Below are 16,392 nucleotides of genomic sequence, written 5' to 3'. Positions count from 1 at the left end.
GGTGACCCCTACAGGAGATGCTTGAGGCGGCCGTCTTCGAGGGCCGCAGCAATTTCCTTCGGGGTCATCGAGTCCAGAGCGGACTCGGTGATCTGGGTCTGATTCCCGGACCCGCCGGGAATCGGTGCGCCGGAGCGCGACGGGCCATTCCTGGCCGGCACCTGGCCGGCATCGGTGGCCCGAAATCTGGGGTTTGCCTCGCCCATCTCGCGGACGAGGGAGGACAGCGCGTCACCGAAGCCGTCTTCGGTGGGGTCCATCCCGTCGGCCCGGTCGAGGAACGACGCGGAGTCGAGAAGGGCGGAGGGGTCGACGCCGTGCTGGTAGGCGGCCTTGTAGACGGCCTGCTGCACGAGCGCCCGCTGCGCTTCGGCGGCGGCGTACCCGAACAGGTCGTTCAACGAGTCGGGGTTGACCTCGGCGACGTCGAGGCCGGCGGCATCGGCGATCGCCTGCCGCAGCCCGGACGCGCCCTCGTCGGCCTCCTTGTACCGGTGGCGCCATCCGGCGTTCTCGTCGCGCAACCGGCGGACCTCGTCCTGCACCCACTGGGGCTGGCGGGAGAAGTCCTTGGTGCTGTCGGTGACGTGCTTCGGCTGCTGGGCGGCGAGAGCGGCGGCGATGCTCTGCGGGGTGATGCCCTGGTCGGCCAGGCTCAGCCCACCACCGGCGGGGGCGGCGGGCGCCTGCGCCTGCGGCGCGGCCGGAACCGCGGGGGCCGTCCGGGCCGGTGCGGGGGGAGTGGCGGGGGCGGCGGCCGGTGCACCCCCGGGGTCGGCCGGGGCCTGACCTCCAGGGGCGTCCCCGCCGTCGTCGCCGTTGCCGCCCGCGATGAGCCGGATCGGCCGGCCGTCCTTGCGGTGGCCGAGGATGGGCAGGTCATCGAGGGAGCGGGGACGGCGCGCGTCGAGCACAGGGGATCTCCGGGCATGCGAAAGGGCCCGCCACCCGGGCGGGCCCTTGAGGGAGTGGGGTCGGGGAAACCCCCAGGTGGTGGGGGTCGGAGGGGGTTAGGCTGCTGTGCGCGGGGACGGGGTGGCAGGCCGGCGGGTCGGACCCTCAGAGCGGGGTCGCGCCTAGCTCGGTCCCCGCCTCGGAGAGTCGCGGTGGCCTGCTGCGAGACGTCGCGGAGAGGCGCGCGGCACCGGTGGGGCAGGCCGACCGTCCGTCAGGTCGCGCAAGGGCAGGGGCTTCGCGGCCCCCTGACGCCTCCCACCGGGTAGCTACCGGGCCGCCGGGAATGGCGATCATGAGCCCCTTCGCGTCAGGACGACGGCCGGGGGCGCCGCCGGGGTTGCGTCTGCCGGCGGCGCTGACCGGGCGGTTGGGTCCGGCGCCGCGGCGGCTGGCTCTCTCCTGGCGACGGCCGGCGGTAGCGAGCGGCTTCCCTGTCGCGGCGGCGCTGCTCCCGCTCCCGGGTCTGCCTGCGCGCCTCGTGCCGGTCGTTCGCAGCTCGCAGCTCGTCGCTGGATTCACGGCCGCTGCCGACCAGCCGGCGATGCCTCTGTGCCATCCGCTCGTCGCGCGCGGCCTCTTCGGCTTCGCGTCCGGCGCGGGCCTGAGCGCGGGCCCGGTCGACCTCACCGTCACCGAGGCCGCTGTTGAGGGCTCGTCCGCGCTGGGCGGTGCGGTGCTGCCGGTAGGCGTGCGCTGCCGTGTTCAACGTGCCCTGCGGGGCGGAGCCGCGTTCCCGAACACCAGCGTTGATCCGGAGCGGGCCGAGGCGGACCGAGCCGGAGCGGGCCCGGCCGCTCCCGCCGCGTGCGGAGCCGTTGCCGCCGCCGTGGGTCGCCCAGTAGTGGCGGGCCGCGGCGGCGAGGGCGGCTCGGGTGGCCGCGGAGACGATGCGGCGGGCCATCAGTGCGCCTGCTGGATCAGCCAGACGACGCCCACGATGATGATGACGAGGGCGGCGAAGGCGGCGAGCAGGGCGTTCACGTCGGCACGCACGGGTTCCTCCTGGGGCTCAGTGGAATGCGTCGCGGATGACCTCGGCGAGGGCTATCCGGAGCTCGTTGGGACGGACGGCGTCCGTGATGTATTTCGCTTGCCGTCCGGGTGCGTGTCGATACCCTAGGTGCTCGTGCTGTATGGCTCCGTAGCGTGTCGAATACGCTACGGTAACGTTGTTGCTGGTAATGGTCACTTTGCCGGTCCGCTGCAAATGCCCCTCACGCAACGGCACCAGCATCTGCGACCGCGCGAACCAGTTGTGCCCAGCACGAGCGAGAGCCCGACGGCGAACGATCGGGATCCGCGCGATGATCCGGTTCCCGTGCCACTCGGAACGGACCCGCATACCGGACACGGCGGATTCTCCCGAGACAATGAGGTGTGACCAGCGATGAAGCGCCGGAACTACCAGCCGGCTACACGATCACGGACACCGGGGCCCACCACGAGCTGTACGGGCCGAGCTACGACGACACGCCACGGCTGGTGCACTGGTTGCCGCTTGGCGACGACAACTGGGAGCGCCTCGCGAAGTTCGCGAGGGCATGCGCATCACAAAATGCCGGCCTTGGGATTCCTGGGGAGCGCATCGAATTGGTGTATCTCGATGAGCCAGAGGGCCGATGGGCCGATGAGGAGAGGTATCAGTTCAGGAAGTGGACGGCCTCCCGGTTGCCCGTGTTCCCGCTACGGGGCCCGTCCTAGACGGCCCGTTCGACCGGCTCGCCCGACTTGCGGACCTGCTCGCGGCTGGAGTAGCGCATGAGCTGCGGGTGCGCGGCCAGGAATTGGCGCATCGCGGCCTGCCTCGCGCGCACCTCGTCCCGGGCCTTCCGCCGCGCGGCCGGATCAGCGCCGGACTCCTCCAGGGCGACCGAAACCCGTTTCGCCTCGCGGATCCGGCGCTCGAGGAGCCGCTGCCGCTGGGTGGCCTGGTAGCCGGGCTCGTCGTGGGGCTGGTGGGCCTGCTGGAGCACCCGTGCGCTCTCGGCGCCCGTGATCGGGATCAGGTTGTGGCGGCAGTTCGGGTGGGCGAAGCCGCGTGCGAAGGCTTCTTCAATCGAGGTGTACACCTTGATTCCCCGAGGCGGCTTCGCGCCCTTCCTGATTGACAGGACTTTGCCTTCAAAAGGGGTACAATTATGGGTGACGATTCCGTTCGCGAAGAACCAGCCCGGATCGGTTGTGAGGTCCCAGACGTGCCCTCTGTACGCTCGAACTTCGACGTTGACGATCTCATCCGGCGTTACCGTGCCGGCGAGACGCCGAAGCAACTTCAAGCCGCCTTCGGCGTCAGCAAGTCGTACTTCTTCGCTATCCTGCGCCGCGAGGGCGTGAAGGCCACCCAGCGCGCCGAACGCGGGTCTTACTGCCGGAAGCTCTCCGAGGCCCAAGCGGCCGAGCTCGTCGAGCGGTACCGAGCCGGCGAAGGTCTCGTGCAGCTCGGGGAAGCGTACGGGGTCAGCGACCGTTCGGCCCTCGATTACATCCGCCGAGCCGGCGAGCAGGCTCGGCCAAGGGGCCACCACTTCGCCGACTACTGGGCCAGTGTCGACCCCGACGTAGTCTCGGCGATACGCAGCCGGATGATGCTGCGCCGCTGGGAAAAAGCCGGGCCGGAGGAGCGAGCCCAGATGCTCGACCCCATGCACGAATCGAATCGTGGTCGGGTCGTGTCCGACGAGACCAAGCGTCGGATCGTGCTCAGCAAGGCTGCGCGCGGCGGCTCCGATTCCCCTTACGAGGAGATGGTCGCCCAATGGCTCACCGAGCGGGACGTCCCATTCCGCCAGCAGGTCGCCGTCGGGAGATACTGCGCGGACTTCGCGGTAGGCAACACCATCATTGAGCTGACGACGGGCTGGTCCCGCAAGAAGCAATGGCGCGACCGATTTTCCTGCTTCTTCGATGAGGGTTGGGACCTGTACGTCATCTGGCACGACAACGCCCACGCTGGCTGTGGCCCGCTGCTCCCGGCCAATGCTGATGACTTGATCGCCTGGACGAAGGCTCTTGAGGACACGCCACCCGCCGAGCGTCAACACCGGGTGCTCTGGCGTTCCCACAAGGTGCTTTCCAGCGGCGGTGGTGATGCGGACTACGTCGCCGGCGTACTCGGTTCGACTGCGGAACGTGGGCGCTGGCCCCTCTATGGTCGTCCCGGGGAGTAGGCAGAGGTTGCAGCCGAAGGGGATGTCCGGCACGCCGACCAGCTCGATGCCGTCGGCCCGGTATCGGTCCAGCGCGCCGGCGAGCGTGGCGCGGGCGAACGCCGCCCGCATCGCCATCTCGCTGTACGAAACGATGTTCCAGCGTCGTCCGGCCTTGTCCGTGAACCCGGTGATGCCCTCCACAGCGAATCGCTCGAGGAGCCGCTGTGACGCCTCGCGCCGCGGTAGCCCTTCGGCCAGCGCCGGGGCGTAGGTCTCGGCCACGAGACGCCGGTAGATGTCGTCGACGCCCCGCAGGACCTGCGGGTGGAAGTCGCGGATCAGCCGTTCGGCCAGCCCGTTCGGGTCGGCCGGGCCAGGCAGGTCCGGATGCCGTCCCGGACGTTGCGGTGGGCGGATCGGCTGTTCACGGCCGCGGCCACCGGGCGGGTTGCGGCGCGCCGGGGCCTGGTCGATGTCGCGCTGCCGTAGCCGGCGCACCTCCGCGGCGGCCTCGTCGGCGCCGATGTCGTATGCCTCGACGACGAGCGGCGGAAGCTCTTTGCGGATCTTCGCGTTGAGCCGGTCGAGGAGCCGACGGGCCGCGCGGCCGAGAGCGCCCCGCTTCCCCAGCGCCGAGCCGAGCGTGCCCTTGCCGACGCCCAACGCGCGGGCGATCCGGGCGACCAGGCCGAGCTCGAGGTCCTCGTACGCCCGGCGGATCTGCTCGCCGAGGTGGGAGGCGTCGTCCGGGGTGGGGGCCATCCGACCCCCAGGAGTGCTACTTGCCGCGGCTGCGGAGCCAGCGGTCCTCTTCGTCGTAGCCCGCGTCGCCGGGGCGCAGGATGACCATCGCGTCGCCGATCATCCCATCGCCGGCACGACCGCCGACCGTGCGCGGCGTGCGGATCGACCCGTCAGGGAGCCGTGTGGGAAGCATGCCGCGCAGCCTAGACCAGGGTGTCCAGGAAGTCACCGAGTGTCCGACCCAGACGTTCCGATTCGCCGCCGAGCTTCGGATCGTCGACGGGCGCACCCAGACCGGCGGCGATCTTCCGCGCCCGGTCCGGATCATGGCGCCAGGCGTTCCACCCGGCATACGCCTCCGCGAACGACTCCCGCTGACCCACGCCCTGGTCCTGCGCGTAGTAGCGGTGGAGCAGGCCGTAGTGCCGGCCGCGGCTGACCGCCGGCCACACCGGCAGCTTCCGGTTCTGCGACGGGAAGCCCAGGGCGTGGTCGAGGGCGTGGCCGGCCTCATGCTGGGCGACCGACGGGGAGCTCGTCTCGTCGGTGCCGATCGCCAGCACCCGAGGCCCCGACATGTACAGGCCGACCGCGTCCCGGCCGAGGGGGGTACCCCACACCTTGTCGATCAGGTCTTGGCGGCGGTGGGTGCGGTAGACGTCCATCGCCCGGCCCTTGCCGATCAGGATGCCGCCGCCGGGCTCGCCGGCGAGGAGACGGGCGATGCGCTCCTGATGGTCGACGGGCATCGCGTCCAAGTCGATCAGGGCTTGGCGGACGGCGGGATGGTCCCGGTCGGCGACGTGGATCCGGTCCGCGCCGAACCGCTGACGGAGCCGCCGTTCGGCTTCCTCGTGCGCGGCCGGGGGGCGTCCGGCGCGGTGCCGGCCGGGTTCCTTGCGGCGGCCGATGCCGATCGCGGAGGCGTCCGGGCCTGAGTTGGCGGTGTGGGCGAACCGGCCGCGGCTGTCGCGCTTGTAGGTGCGGGCACTGCGGGCGAGATCGCCGAGCTTCGGGCGGGCCATAAGGCCCCCCGAAGGTCAACGTGTGTTGTTGTCGGCTACCCGGCCGCGAGGGTCGGTCTCAGCGTCTGTCGCCTGTGCTTGAGGAGGTCGATTCCGTCGGATGGGGGACGGTTTCGCGGTTGATGAGCTGTGTCGCCTCAGTCTTCGTCATCCCGAACGTGGCCTGAGCGAGCCGGATACGGTCGTCGCGGGTCAACTCCACAGCATCCATGTCGATCAACTCCGAAGTAGGTTCAGGTCGCCGAAGATCCGCCGCATCTCCGATGCTATGGGCTGGAACTCCTCGTCAGTCCACTGAAGCGGGTAGAACGGGGGGTTACTGCCCGGCTTCAGTGTCCACGATGGGCTCTCCGAAGTGACAACTTCCTTCCGGATCTGGCGCAGGAGAGCAGCGTTCCCGGACTCGGTGGCGATCCACTGCGCATACGCCCGCGCGAACACCTCCCGAGGATCCACCAGGTACTGGGCGTAGTCCGATTCGGGGTTCCATCGGGCATTCCGGCCGTCGGCGAGGGTGAGCTGGGACCAGGGGCCGTCACGGTCCGGGTTGTGGATGAGCATCCGGGACAGCGAGCGGACCGGTTCGCTGTCAGCGGTCGTGCGCCACCAGGCGCCCAGGGTTTGCCCGGTGCCTCGCTCCTCGGTGGAGGAGAACGGGCCCTGTGAGCCGAGGACCTGACTGTCGACCATGTGACCGAGTTCGTGCACGATCACGCTTTCGAGGGCGGTGCCGTGGACGTTGAGCTGAAAGTAGCCGGGTTCGCCGGTCAGCCGGTCGTAGACGTAGGCGCCTTGGACGCCGTCGGTGGGATCGCCTTCGTAGGCGTGGATCGGGAGTTCGGGGAGGCGCCGGTCGGTGCCGTGAACGGCGGCGATCGCGTCGACGGCGTCCCGCCAGGCCCTGCGAGCGGGCCGGGGAAGCCCTTCGACGCCGGTGATGTTCTCGGCGACGGTGTGGGAGGGGCCGCCGCCTGGCTGACGGTTCTCGACCCGGGCGCGCTGGGCGTTCGACGCCGTGTGCGCGAACCTGCCGAGCTTGTCCCGCTTGTACTTCCTGCTGTTCCGCCGGGCGAGGTCGCCGAGTTTCGGCCGGCTGCGGGAGGCCACCGGGCCTCCTGCGGGTCAGTGCTGTGCCATGTGGGCGGTCATCGCCCGTTCGACTTCCGCGGCGAGCGCGGCGACGTGGTCGGGCCGGTCGGGGTCGTAGCCGACGGGGATCGCGAGGTGGACCGGCCAGCGGCAGCAGGGCACCGTGAGGGCTACGCGGGCGGGGCCGAGGCGGGTGGGGGCGATCGGGACCATCGGCCGCCCCCACCCGGGTATCTGGGAATCCGCGGCGGCTGACTACGAGTTCGGTGGCGGGGTCCAGCCGAGAGCGACGAGCGCTTCGCGGAGTCGGTCGGGGATCACCACGTGGAACCCGCCGTCGATCTCGACCTCGGTGATCGTGAGTTCAAGGTTGAGCTGGGGCGGACGGCACGGCTCGCTCTCGACGGTGATCGAGCGGACGGCGCGCGTGATGTCGACGCCGTCCACGTTGATCGTGCCGCTGCCGTCGGCCCGGAGGGTCATCTTGGCATCGCGGATGCTGCTCATTGGAACGGGAACCCTCCGCCGCCGCTGTCGCCGCCATCGTCCGCCTCGGGGTCGTCCTGCTGGTCGCCGCCGGACGGCATCGGCGGGCCGCCGAGGGGCTGCTCGGCGCCCATGCCCATCGGGTCCGGTGCCGGTGCGGCGCTCTGCGCGTCCTCGTCCATGCGGGCGAGCTCGTCTTGCACCTGGTCCTCGTCCCAGTCGGGATGGAGCAATTTGACCAAGGTGTATTTCGACGCGGCCGATGCGGCGAAAATGGCCTGGGCGGTCTGGGCCAACGTGAGCTGGTCGGCGTCGGCCAACGCCGGCCACGTCAGCTCCGGCGGGCCGTCCGGGATGACGGGCGGGGCCGGGGCGTTTGGATCGACGGCGGCGTTCGGGTCCTGCTCGTCGTCGCCGGGCTGGCCCGCCTGGTCGCCGAAGGGCTTCGCGCGGGCGAGCGCGCCGAGCGTCGGCCGAGCGCCCGGCTTGCCGCCCTGCGGGGGCTGGCCCGGCTTCGCGGGCGGCTGCCCAGGGGTGGCGTCCGCCTGGCCGGGCTCCTGCTGGCCGGGGGCCGGCTTCTTCCCGAACGGCGCCGCGCCCTTGCCCTTGCCGAACGGTCGGCGCTTCCCCGCGGGCGGCTGGGCGTCGTCGTCCTGCTCGGCGTCGTCCTCGTCCTGCTGCTGGGCGCCCGGCTTCGCGGCCGAGTTCTTCGCGCCGTCCGGGCTCGGCTTCGTGCCGGGCTGGCCGGGCTGCGGCTGCCCCTGCTTGCCCGCGAGGGGCTTCGTCCCGTCGGTGCCGGTGCCCTTCCCGGGCTCGGCCGGGGCGTCCCCGCCCTGCTGGCCAGGCTTGGCCTGGGTGTCCGCTGCGGGCGGCGGGGCTTGGACGCCGGCGAGCTGGGCGTCGAGCAGCATCCACGTGTAGAACAGGTTGCTGAGCTCGCCGTCCCAGTAACGGATCTTCTTCTCGCGGGTAAGCACGGACCGCTTCTCGCGGGCGTTGATCTCCGTGGCGGTGGCTGCGCCCGCGCCCTCCGAGTCACTGCCGAACGTCTGGCTCGAGTAGCCGGCGCCGCGCACGATGGCGTCCATCAGCGCGCGGGCGGTGCGCTCGTGCTCGTCCACGCGGATCGCGAACTGCGTGGCGGTGATCTGCGGCGGTCCGCCGGCCGTCGGCAGAATGTTGAGGGTGCTGTAGACCTCGCGGTCCTCGTCGAACACTGCGCCCTTGCCGCGGCCCTGGGGATCCAGGTACTGCTCGGGGACGACCATCCGGCCTTTGCCGATGCGGATGTCCCGCATCCACGAGGACATGACCTCGTCGAGCTGGTCCATCAACTGCATGACGGCCGGGGTGTAGTCGGAGCGGCCGAGCGGCTGGAGCTGCGGGAACCGGCGGTACGCGCCATTGGGCCGCATGTTCGGGATGTAGACGGCAGTGAGGCGGCCCTCGACGGCGGGGATCTTGTTGCCGTCTTCGAGGTCTTCGACGAGACCCTCGAGGTCCGGTGCTTCGGACAGGGGGATTTGCCGGCCGAGGCTGTCCCGGTCACCCTCGTACAACCCGTGGAGGATCATGCCGCGCTCGTGGCGCTCCAGGTGGCGGATCACGCGGCCCTTGCGGGCGTTCGGGTCGGCGTCCTCCAGCTCACGCCAGAACGTCACCGCCCACAGGCGGCCGTAGCGCCACTCCGGCACCGCGCTGTCGGGGTGGACGATGTCGATCCACGGCCCGTCCTGCACCTCGGCGTCCCAGCACAGGCGTAGGTAGACGCCGGACAGCGCGGCGGCGATCTCGGCCGCTTCGAGGAGCGTCGCGTCCAGGCCGCTCGACTCGCGGAGCTGGTCGAACCTCGCCTGCGCCGGGTCGGGCGGCACGTCGGGCGCCTCGACCGGGTCGGCCTTCGGTGGGGTCGGGGGCAGGCCGGTAAGCGGGTCGGGCGCGTCCGGGTCGACCCCGGCTTCGTCCATCGCCGCGGCGTGGTCGTCGGCGGCCTGCTGGTCGGCGATGTCTTGGGCGTCCTGGACGGCGGCGTCGCGCTCGGCGCGGCGGGCGTCCTCGTCCCCGAACGTGACCGTGATCGCCCGGCTGAACAGCAGGTCCGCGCTCGCGGTGGCGATCTCGCTCGCCAGCGGGATGTGGACTTTGGATCGCTGCTGCTGCGGGGTGGTCGGCTGACCCCACCACCAGCGGGCCACAGCCCCGGCGACACCGCCCCGGTACTGCGCCGGGCGGTCGAAGCTCTTCTCCGAGGTGCTGGCGGTCTGGGTGGTGCCGCCGTAGACCGCGGACAGCTCCTCCGGGTCGCCGATCCACCAGGCGGCCAGGCGCTCCATCTCCGCGAAGGGCTTCGCGAGGTGGGGGGGCGGCCAGGGGATGCTGCCGTCATCGGGGAGAGGCACGGGCCTGTGCCCCCTCAAGGTCATGTCTGGTTTTGATGGTATGATCGGCGTTGTGAGTGAAGATTTCGGACGTCAGGCCGCGAGGGTTGTAACCAGGCTTCGCGCGGTCCGCGAGGCGCGGAACATCACCCAGGAAGAGCTGGCCAGGCAGGTCGGGATGAGCCGCGCCGTGCTCGCCACCCTCGAAACCGGCAAGCGCGCCCGGGGCCTCACGCTCGAAGAGGCGCTGACCATGTGCGCCGCGCTCGGCGTCGATCTGTGCCGCCTCGTCGATCCCGAACCGCTTGAGATCCACACCGGAACGATCAAGATCTGATGTGCGGTGCCTGCGGGCACTGCGGACAGGAGACGAACTGATGCCACGTTATGGAGTGCTGTTCACGACCAGCGCCAGCAGCGTCGTGGAAGTTGACGCCGACAGCCCCGAAGCGGCGCGTGAGAAGGCGCGCAAAGAGGTCGGTGTGACCTTGTGCCACCAGTGCGCGCACGAGCTCAACCTCGGCGACTTCGAGGACGACGAGGACGACCCCGAGACCGTGTGGCAGGTGTAGCCGAAAGGATCAGTCCTCGGCCGGTTCGTAGCGGGACGCGAACGCCGCCTCGTCGAGCACCTCGAACCCGCCGCGCAGGACCAGCCACGACCCTGCCGGCACCCACACCGACCCGGACGGCGCCCAGAACATGGCCGCGCCGTCCGGCTGCACCGTCACCGCGTTGCCCGCCAGCTCCTCGACCTCGGCCCGGTTGGTGCCGGTCCAGTGGACGGCGTCGACCTCAACCGGCCGGGTGCGATGCGTGGTCACAGGGCGCCGTTCAGGCCGTTCAGGATCGAGGTCCGCCGGATCTCGGCGCGCACGGCGTCGGCGAGCTGCTCCACGTCCACCACGGCCGGCTCGGCGGCCTGCACCTGCACCGAGATCCCCGGGGCATACGGATGTGAGGCCAGGAACTCCCAGGCGCGCACGGCCAGTTCGTACAACTCGCTGTCCACCAGCCCGCCCTGAGTGGCCCGGGCCCGCCGTTCCAGGTGCTCTGCGAGCGCGGCGAGTTTCACCCGCGGGTCGGCGTACCGCTTCTGCGTCGGTTCCGGGTCGGCGGCGGGTTCCTGGGGGCTGGTCAAGTGGGGCTCCTTCGTCAGCGGCCGAGCCGCCACTTCGCAGCGATCTTCGTCTTCTTGTGGACCTTCACCCCGCCGACGCGGAGGTTCCTCAGCTCGGGTGGGAGCTGTGACCGCAGATCCGGCTCGGGAACGGGCCGGGGTGCCTTCGGGATGACCGACGGGGCGTTCCAGATGCCGCCCGGCTTCGCCCGCGCCGCTCTGGCCGCCTGGCTCATCGGGAGCTTCAGCGCCACCGTCTCGGCATCGCGGGCAGGCGGGCGACGGAGGGCCATGGTCGGCGCGTCGGCGCGCGGTGGTCGAGCTGGCGGTGTGGGTCGAGGTGGTGCTGGCGGGCGGGGCGCGGGCCGCACCGATGCCCGGTGCAGCGCGGTCGTCCGCCCGTCTGTCACCTCGCGCGGCAGGTCTCGCAGGGACAGGCGCATCGTCGGCGCATCCCCACCACCACCGCGTGCGCGAGGGGCCGCGTGCACGCTGGACGGGTCGTGGCCGGCCAGACGGCGCGTGCCGACACCCGGATGGCGACTGCGGCCCTTGTGACTGTTCAGCCCGCCCTTGCGCCGGCCCAGCCAGATCAGGAAGCCTTCCGGGTTGCGGATCTTCGGGTCGGCCATGACCTGGGCGCGCAGCGGGTCGGCGCGTTCCGCACGGGCGCGGCCGGCGAGCGATGCGAGGCTCGCACCCGAGCTGCCCCTGCGGGGGCCGAAGGCACCGGAGCCGCCGACCACGCCCGGGGTTGCCTTCGGGGTGTGGCCGGGCAGCGTCGCCACGAGGTTCTCCTACCGGCCGAAGGGCGGGCGCTTCTTCTTCCGCATCGCGGGCGCACCGGTGGGTGCCGGGGCCTGCTGCTGGTCGTCTTCGTCCTCGTCGTCATCCGGCGCGGGCGCCTGGTCGTCATCCGGCGGGGTGGTGTCGTCCTCGTCCGGCTCGTCCTCGGACGGCGGCGGGCCATCCTGCTGCGGGCCGGCGGGACGGCGGCGGCGCTTGGCGAGGCTCGCGAGCTTCGGTCGGCCACCCGGCCTGGACGGGAATCCCACAGGGAGCTCCTACGCGGCGGGTTGGAGGGGCTGGCGCAGCGTGCCGTACCAAAGAGGCTCAGTCGTCTTGATCAAGTAGCGGCCAGCATCCATATCATGATCGTCCAGCTTGACGGGCTGATCGACGCCCTTCTCCGCGGCTTTCTCATCCCACGCATAACCCGGGATCTCCTCGATGAACCCCTTGCACGAGCGGTGCACGCGGAGCCGGTCGTTCGCGATCAGCGAGGCCATCATGCGGATGCCGTCGATCACCGTGTTGTCGGCGCCCATCACGTTGCTGACACCGTCGCGGTAGAGCTGCGTCACGAACGATGCGGCGCTCGGGTCCACGCAGATGTACTCCGGGTTCACCCCCCGCAGATCCGTGCCAGGAACCCGAACGGAGCCATGGAAGTCGCGGAGCGCAGCCGAATACTCGGCGTCGGTCTTCTGCCGGCGCGACAGCTTCGAGTCGTACCGGTACTCGGCGACCAGGTGCAGCCGGCGGTCCACCCCGAGGCCGCCGACGAGGGCGACGAACGGGTTCACCGTGCCGTAGTCCACGCCGGTCCCGACCCACCTGGTGATCGTCGGGGTGGCGTCCTCGACGTGTCGGTCCTCATCCCACGCGTCGAAGATCACGCCTTCGGCGAGGACCCACAGGCCCTGGATGAACCTCTTGTAGAAGAGGCCTACGTACTCCTTCTTCAACGCCTCGACGTACTTCGGGTCAAGCGAGTTGTTGTCGTCCAGCGTGAAATGCCAAGCGACCATGTCGAGTTCATGGGCCCGAAGAATGAACTTCTTGCGAAGCCAGTGGGCCGGCCCCTCGGGATTCGTGGTGATCATCAGCTTGGCGTTGGGCACCGAGAGACGCGCCAGCGCCTGCTGGAACGTGTTCTCGGGGACCAGCGTCGCCTCGTCGATGACGATCAGGTAGGCAGTGAGTCCTCGTAGCCGGCCCTCGCTCCGTACATCCGATGCCCCGATGAGGTGCACGGTGCGGCCGAGGATGGTGGCGATCGTCGACCCTCGCGTGTGGTGCACGAGCTTTGCGACCGGCCCGAAGAGGGCTTCGTTCTGCAAGGGCTCGATCAAGTTTCTCTCGATCGTTTGCAGGGTCCGACCGACCATAATGATCAGCGGACCCTGCGGCGCCTCCGCGAGATGGATCAGGAACGCGACCAGGGAGGCGATCGTCTTACCCGACCGGACAGCCCCACTCCAGCACGAGATCCGCGCGTGCCGCGACTCGGCGATGCTGCGAATCTGCTTCGGGGAGAGCGGCAGCGAATCGAGGTTCACCGCGCCCCTTCAGGATGAACCACGTGCCGCAGCGCGCCCACTTCCGGGAGTTGCAGGGCTCGCAGGCCCTGCGGAGGTTCCACCAGTGGTCGGTGCCGCCCTTCGCGAGCGGGAAGAAGTGATCGACGTCGGTCGTGCCGGTGGCCCCGCAGTAGAAGCACGGGTCGCCGACGGTCGCGCGCCTGTACTCCTCCGAGACCGCGATGTCGGTGCGGCTCATCGTCCCGACCGCGCGCATCCGGCGGCGGGCCTTCGCGGCACGCCACGGCGCGGGGTCTTCGGCGTACTTGAGGACGTAGCGGGCGTGCGCCTGGGCGCGGATCCGGTCCCTGTTCGCCTGGTAGTGGGCAGCTCGCGCTGCCGATCGGGCAGCGCGCTGTTCGGCCGTGATGCCCTCACGCTTGGCCTTCACCCGCGCTTGGATGTGCGTGATGTTGCGCTTCCGGTAGCGACGCTGGTAGTGATGCGCGCAGAGACCCCGGCTGTGATAGGCCCTGTCACACCCTTCGGCAGAGCAGAGGCGGGGCTTCTCGCCTCGCACAAAGGCATCGAGCGGCGTTCCTGCACGGTGCCTGCGCAGGTGAAGGTCGCAGAAGCCGTTGCCCTTGTACGGCCGAGAGCAATCATCAACCGAGCAGTGACGCTGCACCCTCTCGACGAACTCCGGCGAGCCGCTGCGCATCCATCGGGCGTAGTGCCGGCGGCACCAGCCCCGAGCGAGCGACTCACTGTCGCAGCCGGCGATCGAGCAGGCCGACGGGATGAACGATGGACGGTCGTCAGTCGTGCCTGTGTTCTGGAGCCGCTGGTAGTGCTTCCTGCACAGGTCCTGCGCCAGGTGGGCGTCGTCGCAGCCCTCGACCGAGCAGACCCGTGCGGCTGAAGGCCGGGGCTCGGTGGTTCCGGTGCGCCAGCGGCGGTTGTAGTGGAGCTGGCACAGGTCCTTCGCGAGCACCGGCTCGCCGCACTCATCGACGGTGCACGTCTTCCCTGCGGCCCGGGGGAACGGCGCGTCCAACTGAAGGCCGTTGCGGCGCCGGTAGTTGTGGCTGTCGCACAGCCCGCGCGAGTCGCGCGGCTGGTCGCAGCCTTCGACGGTGCAGCGCGGCGCGACGGCTCGGCGGTGCTTGCGGTAGTGCTTCGAGCAGAGCCGAAGCGACTTGACCTTGATCGATTCGGTGCAGCCATCGGCAGCACAAATAGACTCGCCCACGCGGGGCACCTCCACGAAGGTGTCACGAAGTCCCGGGGGAGAGGACGGCAATCCTCAACCCCGGGGCGCCTCAATGGCGCCGGGTATGCCCCCAATTCTACCGAACAGACGTGCGCTTCGGACGTGTCAACCTGCTGGCGGGAGCAGCCCCGCGGCCACGTCCAACTTCCGCGCGAGATCCCCGAGCATCGACCGGGCCTCGGCCGCACCGTCGCCCTGGTCGATCTGCTCGAGCTTCGCCGCGTTCGCGAGATAGCCGGTCATCGCCGAGGACAAGTTCCGCTCGTCCTGCGCCGGCGGATGCTTGTCCTTCACGACGTACGAGCCCTCAGCGCCGATGACCCGGTACTCGTAACCCTCGGCTTCGAGCCTGTCGAGGACGGTCTCCGTGCGCCGGTAGAGCCGGTCGACGATGGCCACTCGGCGGGATCGGTTGTCGACCTGCTTCGCGGCGGTCGCCGCCGCAGTGGCCTGCCGGTCCCAGGTGAGTCCGAGGCGGTCCGCGATGCGGCCGATCTGTGAGCCGGTGCGGTCGAGCCGCCGTCCGATCTCTGCTCGGGACAGCCCCTGCGCGTGAAGGTCGCGGACTTGGGCTCGCTCGGCGTCCGTGACGGGCCGGCGTGGACGGCGTGAGGCGGGCGCCTTCGCGCGCGCGGAGGCCGGTCGGTCCGGACCGTTCGACGTCGCACGGCGGGGCACCTAGACCTCGCTCGCGGGGCGTGTAGGGGCTCACCGTGGGCACCTGGCACCACGGCGGGGGATGGGACGGGCGGTTCAGCGGGTCTTGCGGGTGGAGCTGGGCGGCTTTGTGATGGTGACGTCGCCGGGCCGGGTCACGAACCGTTCAACACGGACCGTCGGTTTCTTCGAAGACCTGCGGCGCGCACCGGCGGCGAGCTTGCGGAGGTTCACGCGGCCTCCTGGGGGATTAGCTCGGCGTGGATGACCCGCTGGCCGTCGACGATCGTGTCGGAGACGATGCGGATGCCGCTGGTAGTGCCTCCGACGGTGCCCGAGTATTCGTCGTCTTCGCCGTGGTAGCCGCGGTCGAGGAGAATTTCCCGCTCTTCGGGGATCTTGCTGCGGAGCGCGGGTGGTGTCGGCTGGTCGAACGCCAGCACCCGGGCGCCCGCGGGGACGGTGATGTGCATGACCGCGGTGTCGCGTTCGCCGCCGATGCGGTCCACGACCGCGCTGCCGGACATCGACGTCGACGTGTAGGCCTTGTCGTGGATGACGCTGCCGGTCGCCGGCGGGGGGCCGAGGATCTCGTCGGCGCTGGCGATGCCGCGGGTCACGACGATCGGTCGGGTTAGCGGCGGGGTGCGGGCGAACGCGGCGTCGAGAGCGGCGATCGTCTCCGGGCGGGACGAGTCGTGGCCGCCACGCAACTCGAAGTTGATGTCCGTGTACAGGCTGGAGGTGTACTCCAGGGTGGCGGCCTTCTCGCGGGCCGGGTAGCGGACGCCGTCGAGATGACCGGCCAGGTATCGGCTGATCTCCGCGTCACCGGTCAGCGGGGCCTTCGAGCTGTCCTCGTGGCCGGAGGCCTGCTTCGATGCGGGGCGTTGCGGTCGGGCCAGCGCGCCGAGCGACGCCCGATCCCGGCGGGTTGGGCGTGGGCCGCGGCCGTGGATGAAGTCGGCGAGGCGTTGCCGCGTCGCCTCGTCCCGACCGGGTGCGGCTGGGGTGCTCGGCCTGGATGGTGGGCGCCGGGCGGCCGGCTTCGACGGGTCGCGGCCGCGGACGAACGCGGTGATCGCCGCCCGCTGGGCGGCACGATCGGTGTGGCCGCCGCCGGAGCCGAACTTGCCGTCGGCTCGGCGGGGGTGCTTCGCCTCATCCCACCGGCTGTGATGGCGGGACATGGCCGCGAGGGTGGCCACAGG

21 protein-coding genes are annotated in these 16,392 nt (G+C 70.6%); 3 read left to right on the top strand and 18 right to left on the bottom strand.

Annotated elements, in window-relative coordinates; genetic code table 11:
* Nucleotides 1-8 precede the first annotated feature (8 nt).
* Nucleotides 9-914 carry a hypothetical protein gene (locus AC6EXY_RS15160; protein ID WP_499817178.1) on the bottom strand — a complete coding sequence of 302 codons (906 nt, stop codon included), beginning with the start codon at nt 912-914 and terminating at the stop codon, nt 9-11.
* 350 nt (nt 915-1,264) lie between these two features.
* Nucleotides 1,265-1,858 (bottom strand): hypothetical protein, encoded by a 594-nt coding sequence (locus tag AC6EXY_RS15155; RefSeq protein ID WP_499817179.1) that lies wholly within the window; start codon nt 1,856-1,858, stop codon nt 1,265-1,267.
* A 476-nt stretch (nt 1,859-2,334) separates the two neighbouring features.
* Between AC6EXY_RS15155 and AC6EXY_RS15150 the strand changes: the two genes are divergently transcribed.
* Entirely contained in the window at nt 2,335-2,658 is a 324-nt protein-coding gene (locus AC6EXY_RS15150) for a hypothetical protein (RefSeq protein WP_499817180.1), read from the top strand.
* Here the strand turns inward: AC6EXY_RS15150 and AC6EXY_RS15145 are convergent.
* From AC6EXY_RS15145 to AC6EXY_RS15115, 7 genes are all read right to left on the bottom strand, one after another.
* Complete coding sequence (locus AC6EXY_RS15145) at nt 2,655-4,868, bottom strand: phage minor capsid protein (RefSeq protein WP_499817181.1); 2,214 nt, start codon at nt 4,866-4,868, stop codon at nt 2,655-2,657. The genes AC6EXY_RS15150 and AC6EXY_RS15145 overlap by 4 nt on opposite strands.
* Before the next feature lie 16 nt (nt 4,869-4,884).
* A complete protein-coding gene (locus AC6EXY_RS15140) occupies nt 4,885-5,043 on the bottom strand; it encodes a hypothetical protein (protein ID WP_499817182.1) in 159 nt (52 codons plus the stop codon).
* Nucleotides 5,044-5,053: 10 nt separating this feature from the next.
* On the bottom strand, nt 5,054-5,875 hold the full coding sequence (locus tag AC6EXY_RS15135) for a hypothetical protein (RefSeq protein WP_499817183.1): 822 nt from the start codon (nt 5,873-5,875) through the stop codon (nt 5,054-5,056).
* Between the two features lie 216 nt (nt 5,876-6,091).
* The gene (locus AC6EXY_RS15130) at nt 6,092-6,982 is read right to left on the bottom strand and encodes a hypothetical protein (RefSeq protein WP_499817184.1); all 891 of its coding nucleotides are present in this window, start codon (nt 6,980-6,982) and stop codon (nt 6,092-6,094) included.
* Between the two features lie 15 nt (nt 6,983-6,997).
* Nucleotides 6,998-7,177: a hypothetical protein gene (locus AC6EXY_RS15125; protein ID WP_499817185.1), complete on the bottom strand. Its 180-nt coding sequence runs from the start codon at nt 7,175-7,177 to the stop codon at nt 6,998-7,000.
* A gap of 42 nt (nt 7,178-7,219) precedes the next feature.
* Complete coding sequence (locus AC6EXY_RS15120; RefSeq protein WP_499817186.1) at nt 7,220-7,471, bottom strand: hypothetical protein; 252 nt, start codon at nt 7,469-7,471, stop codon at nt 7,220-7,222.
* Nucleotides 7,468-9,849, bottom strand: a complete 2,382-nt coding sequence (locus tag AC6EXY_RS15115) for a hypothetical protein (protein WP_499817187.1) — start codon at nt 9,847-9,849, stop codon at nt 7,468-7,470. The genes AC6EXY_RS15120 and AC6EXY_RS15115 overlap by 4 nt, the downstream gene beginning before the upstream one ends.
* 40 nt (nt 9,850-9,889) lie before the next feature.
* Between AC6EXY_RS15115 and AC6EXY_RS15110 the strand changes: the two genes are divergently transcribed.
* Nucleotides 9,890-10,165 (top strand): helix-turn-helix transcriptional regulator, encoded by a 276-nt coding sequence (locus AC6EXY_RS15110; protein WP_499817188.1) that lies wholly within the window; start codon nt 9,890-9,892, stop codon nt 10,163-10,165.
* A gap of 40 nt (nt 10,166-10,205) precedes the next feature.
* Nucleotides 10,206-10,400, top strand: coding sequence for a hypothetical protein (locus tag AC6EXY_RS15105; RefSeq protein WP_499817189.1), 195 nt, complete (start codon nt 10,206-10,208; stop codon nt 10,398-10,400).
* Between the two features lie 9 nt (nt 10,401-10,409).
* Here the strand turns inward: AC6EXY_RS15105 and AC6EXY_RS15100 are convergent, their stop codons facing one another.
* From AC6EXY_RS15100 to AC6EXY_RS15060, 9 genes are all read right to left on the bottom strand, one after another.
* A complete protein-coding gene (locus tag AC6EXY_RS15100; RefSeq protein WP_499817190.1) occupies nt 10,410-10,652 on the bottom strand; it encodes a hypothetical protein in 243 nt (80 codons plus the stop codon).
* Nucleotides 10,649-10,969 (bottom strand): hypothetical protein, encoded by a 321-nt coding sequence (locus tag AC6EXY_RS15095; protein ID WP_499817191.1) that lies wholly within the window; start codon nt 10,967-10,969, stop codon nt 10,649-10,651. The genes AC6EXY_RS15100 and AC6EXY_RS15095 overlap by 4 nt, the downstream gene beginning before the upstream one ends.
* Before the next feature lie 14 nt (nt 10,970-10,983).
* Nucleotides 10,984-11,736 (bottom strand): hypothetical protein, encoded by a 753-nt coding sequence (locus AC6EXY_RS15090; protein WP_499817192.1) that lies wholly within the window; start codon nt 11,734-11,736, stop codon nt 10,984-10,986.
* Between the two features lie 9 nt (nt 11,737-11,745).
* Nucleotides 11,746-12,003: a hypothetical protein gene (locus AC6EXY_RS15085; protein ID WP_499817193.1), complete on the bottom strand. Its 258-nt coding sequence runs from the start codon at nt 12,001-12,003 to the stop codon at nt 11,746-11,748.
* 9 nt (nt 12,004-12,012) lie between these two features.
* Nucleotides 12,013-13,290 (bottom strand): PBSX family phage terminase large subunit, encoded by a 1,278-nt coding sequence (locus tag AC6EXY_RS15080; protein WP_499817194.1) that lies wholly within the window; start codon nt 13,288-13,290, stop codon nt 12,013-12,015.
* Nucleotides 13,187-14,503, bottom strand: coding sequence for an HNH endonuclease (locus AC6EXY_RS15075; protein WP_499817195.1), 1,317 nt, complete (start codon nt 14,501-14,503; stop codon nt 13,187-13,189). Before AC6EXY_RS15075 ends, AC6EXY_RS15080 begins: the two co-directional genes overlap by 104 nt.
* Nucleotides 14,504-14,629: 126 nt before the next feature.
* Nucleotides 14,630-15,202 (bottom strand): hypothetical protein, encoded by a 573-nt coding sequence (locus AC6EXY_RS15070; protein ID WP_499817196.1) that lies wholly within the window; start codon nt 15,200-15,202, stop codon nt 14,630-14,632.
* A 75-nt stretch (nt 15,203-15,277) separates the two neighbouring features.
* Entirely contained in the window at nt 15,278-15,415 is a 138-nt protein-coding gene (locus AC6EXY_RS15065) for a hypothetical protein (protein ID WP_499817197.1), read from the bottom strand.
* Entirely contained in the window at nt 15,412-16,389 is a 978-nt protein-coding gene (locus tag AC6EXY_RS15060; protein ID WP_499817198.1) for an ADP-ribosyltransferase, read from the bottom strand. Before AC6EXY_RS15060 ends, AC6EXY_RS15065 begins: the two co-directional genes overlap by 4 nt.
* Nucleotides 16,390-16,392: the final 3 nt, after the last annotated feature.

Source organism: Frankia sp. RB5, assembly GCF_059816245.1.
The sequence above is the reverse complement of the archived record's forward strand: the minus strand, read 5'-3'. Positions and strand labels throughout refer to the sequence as shown.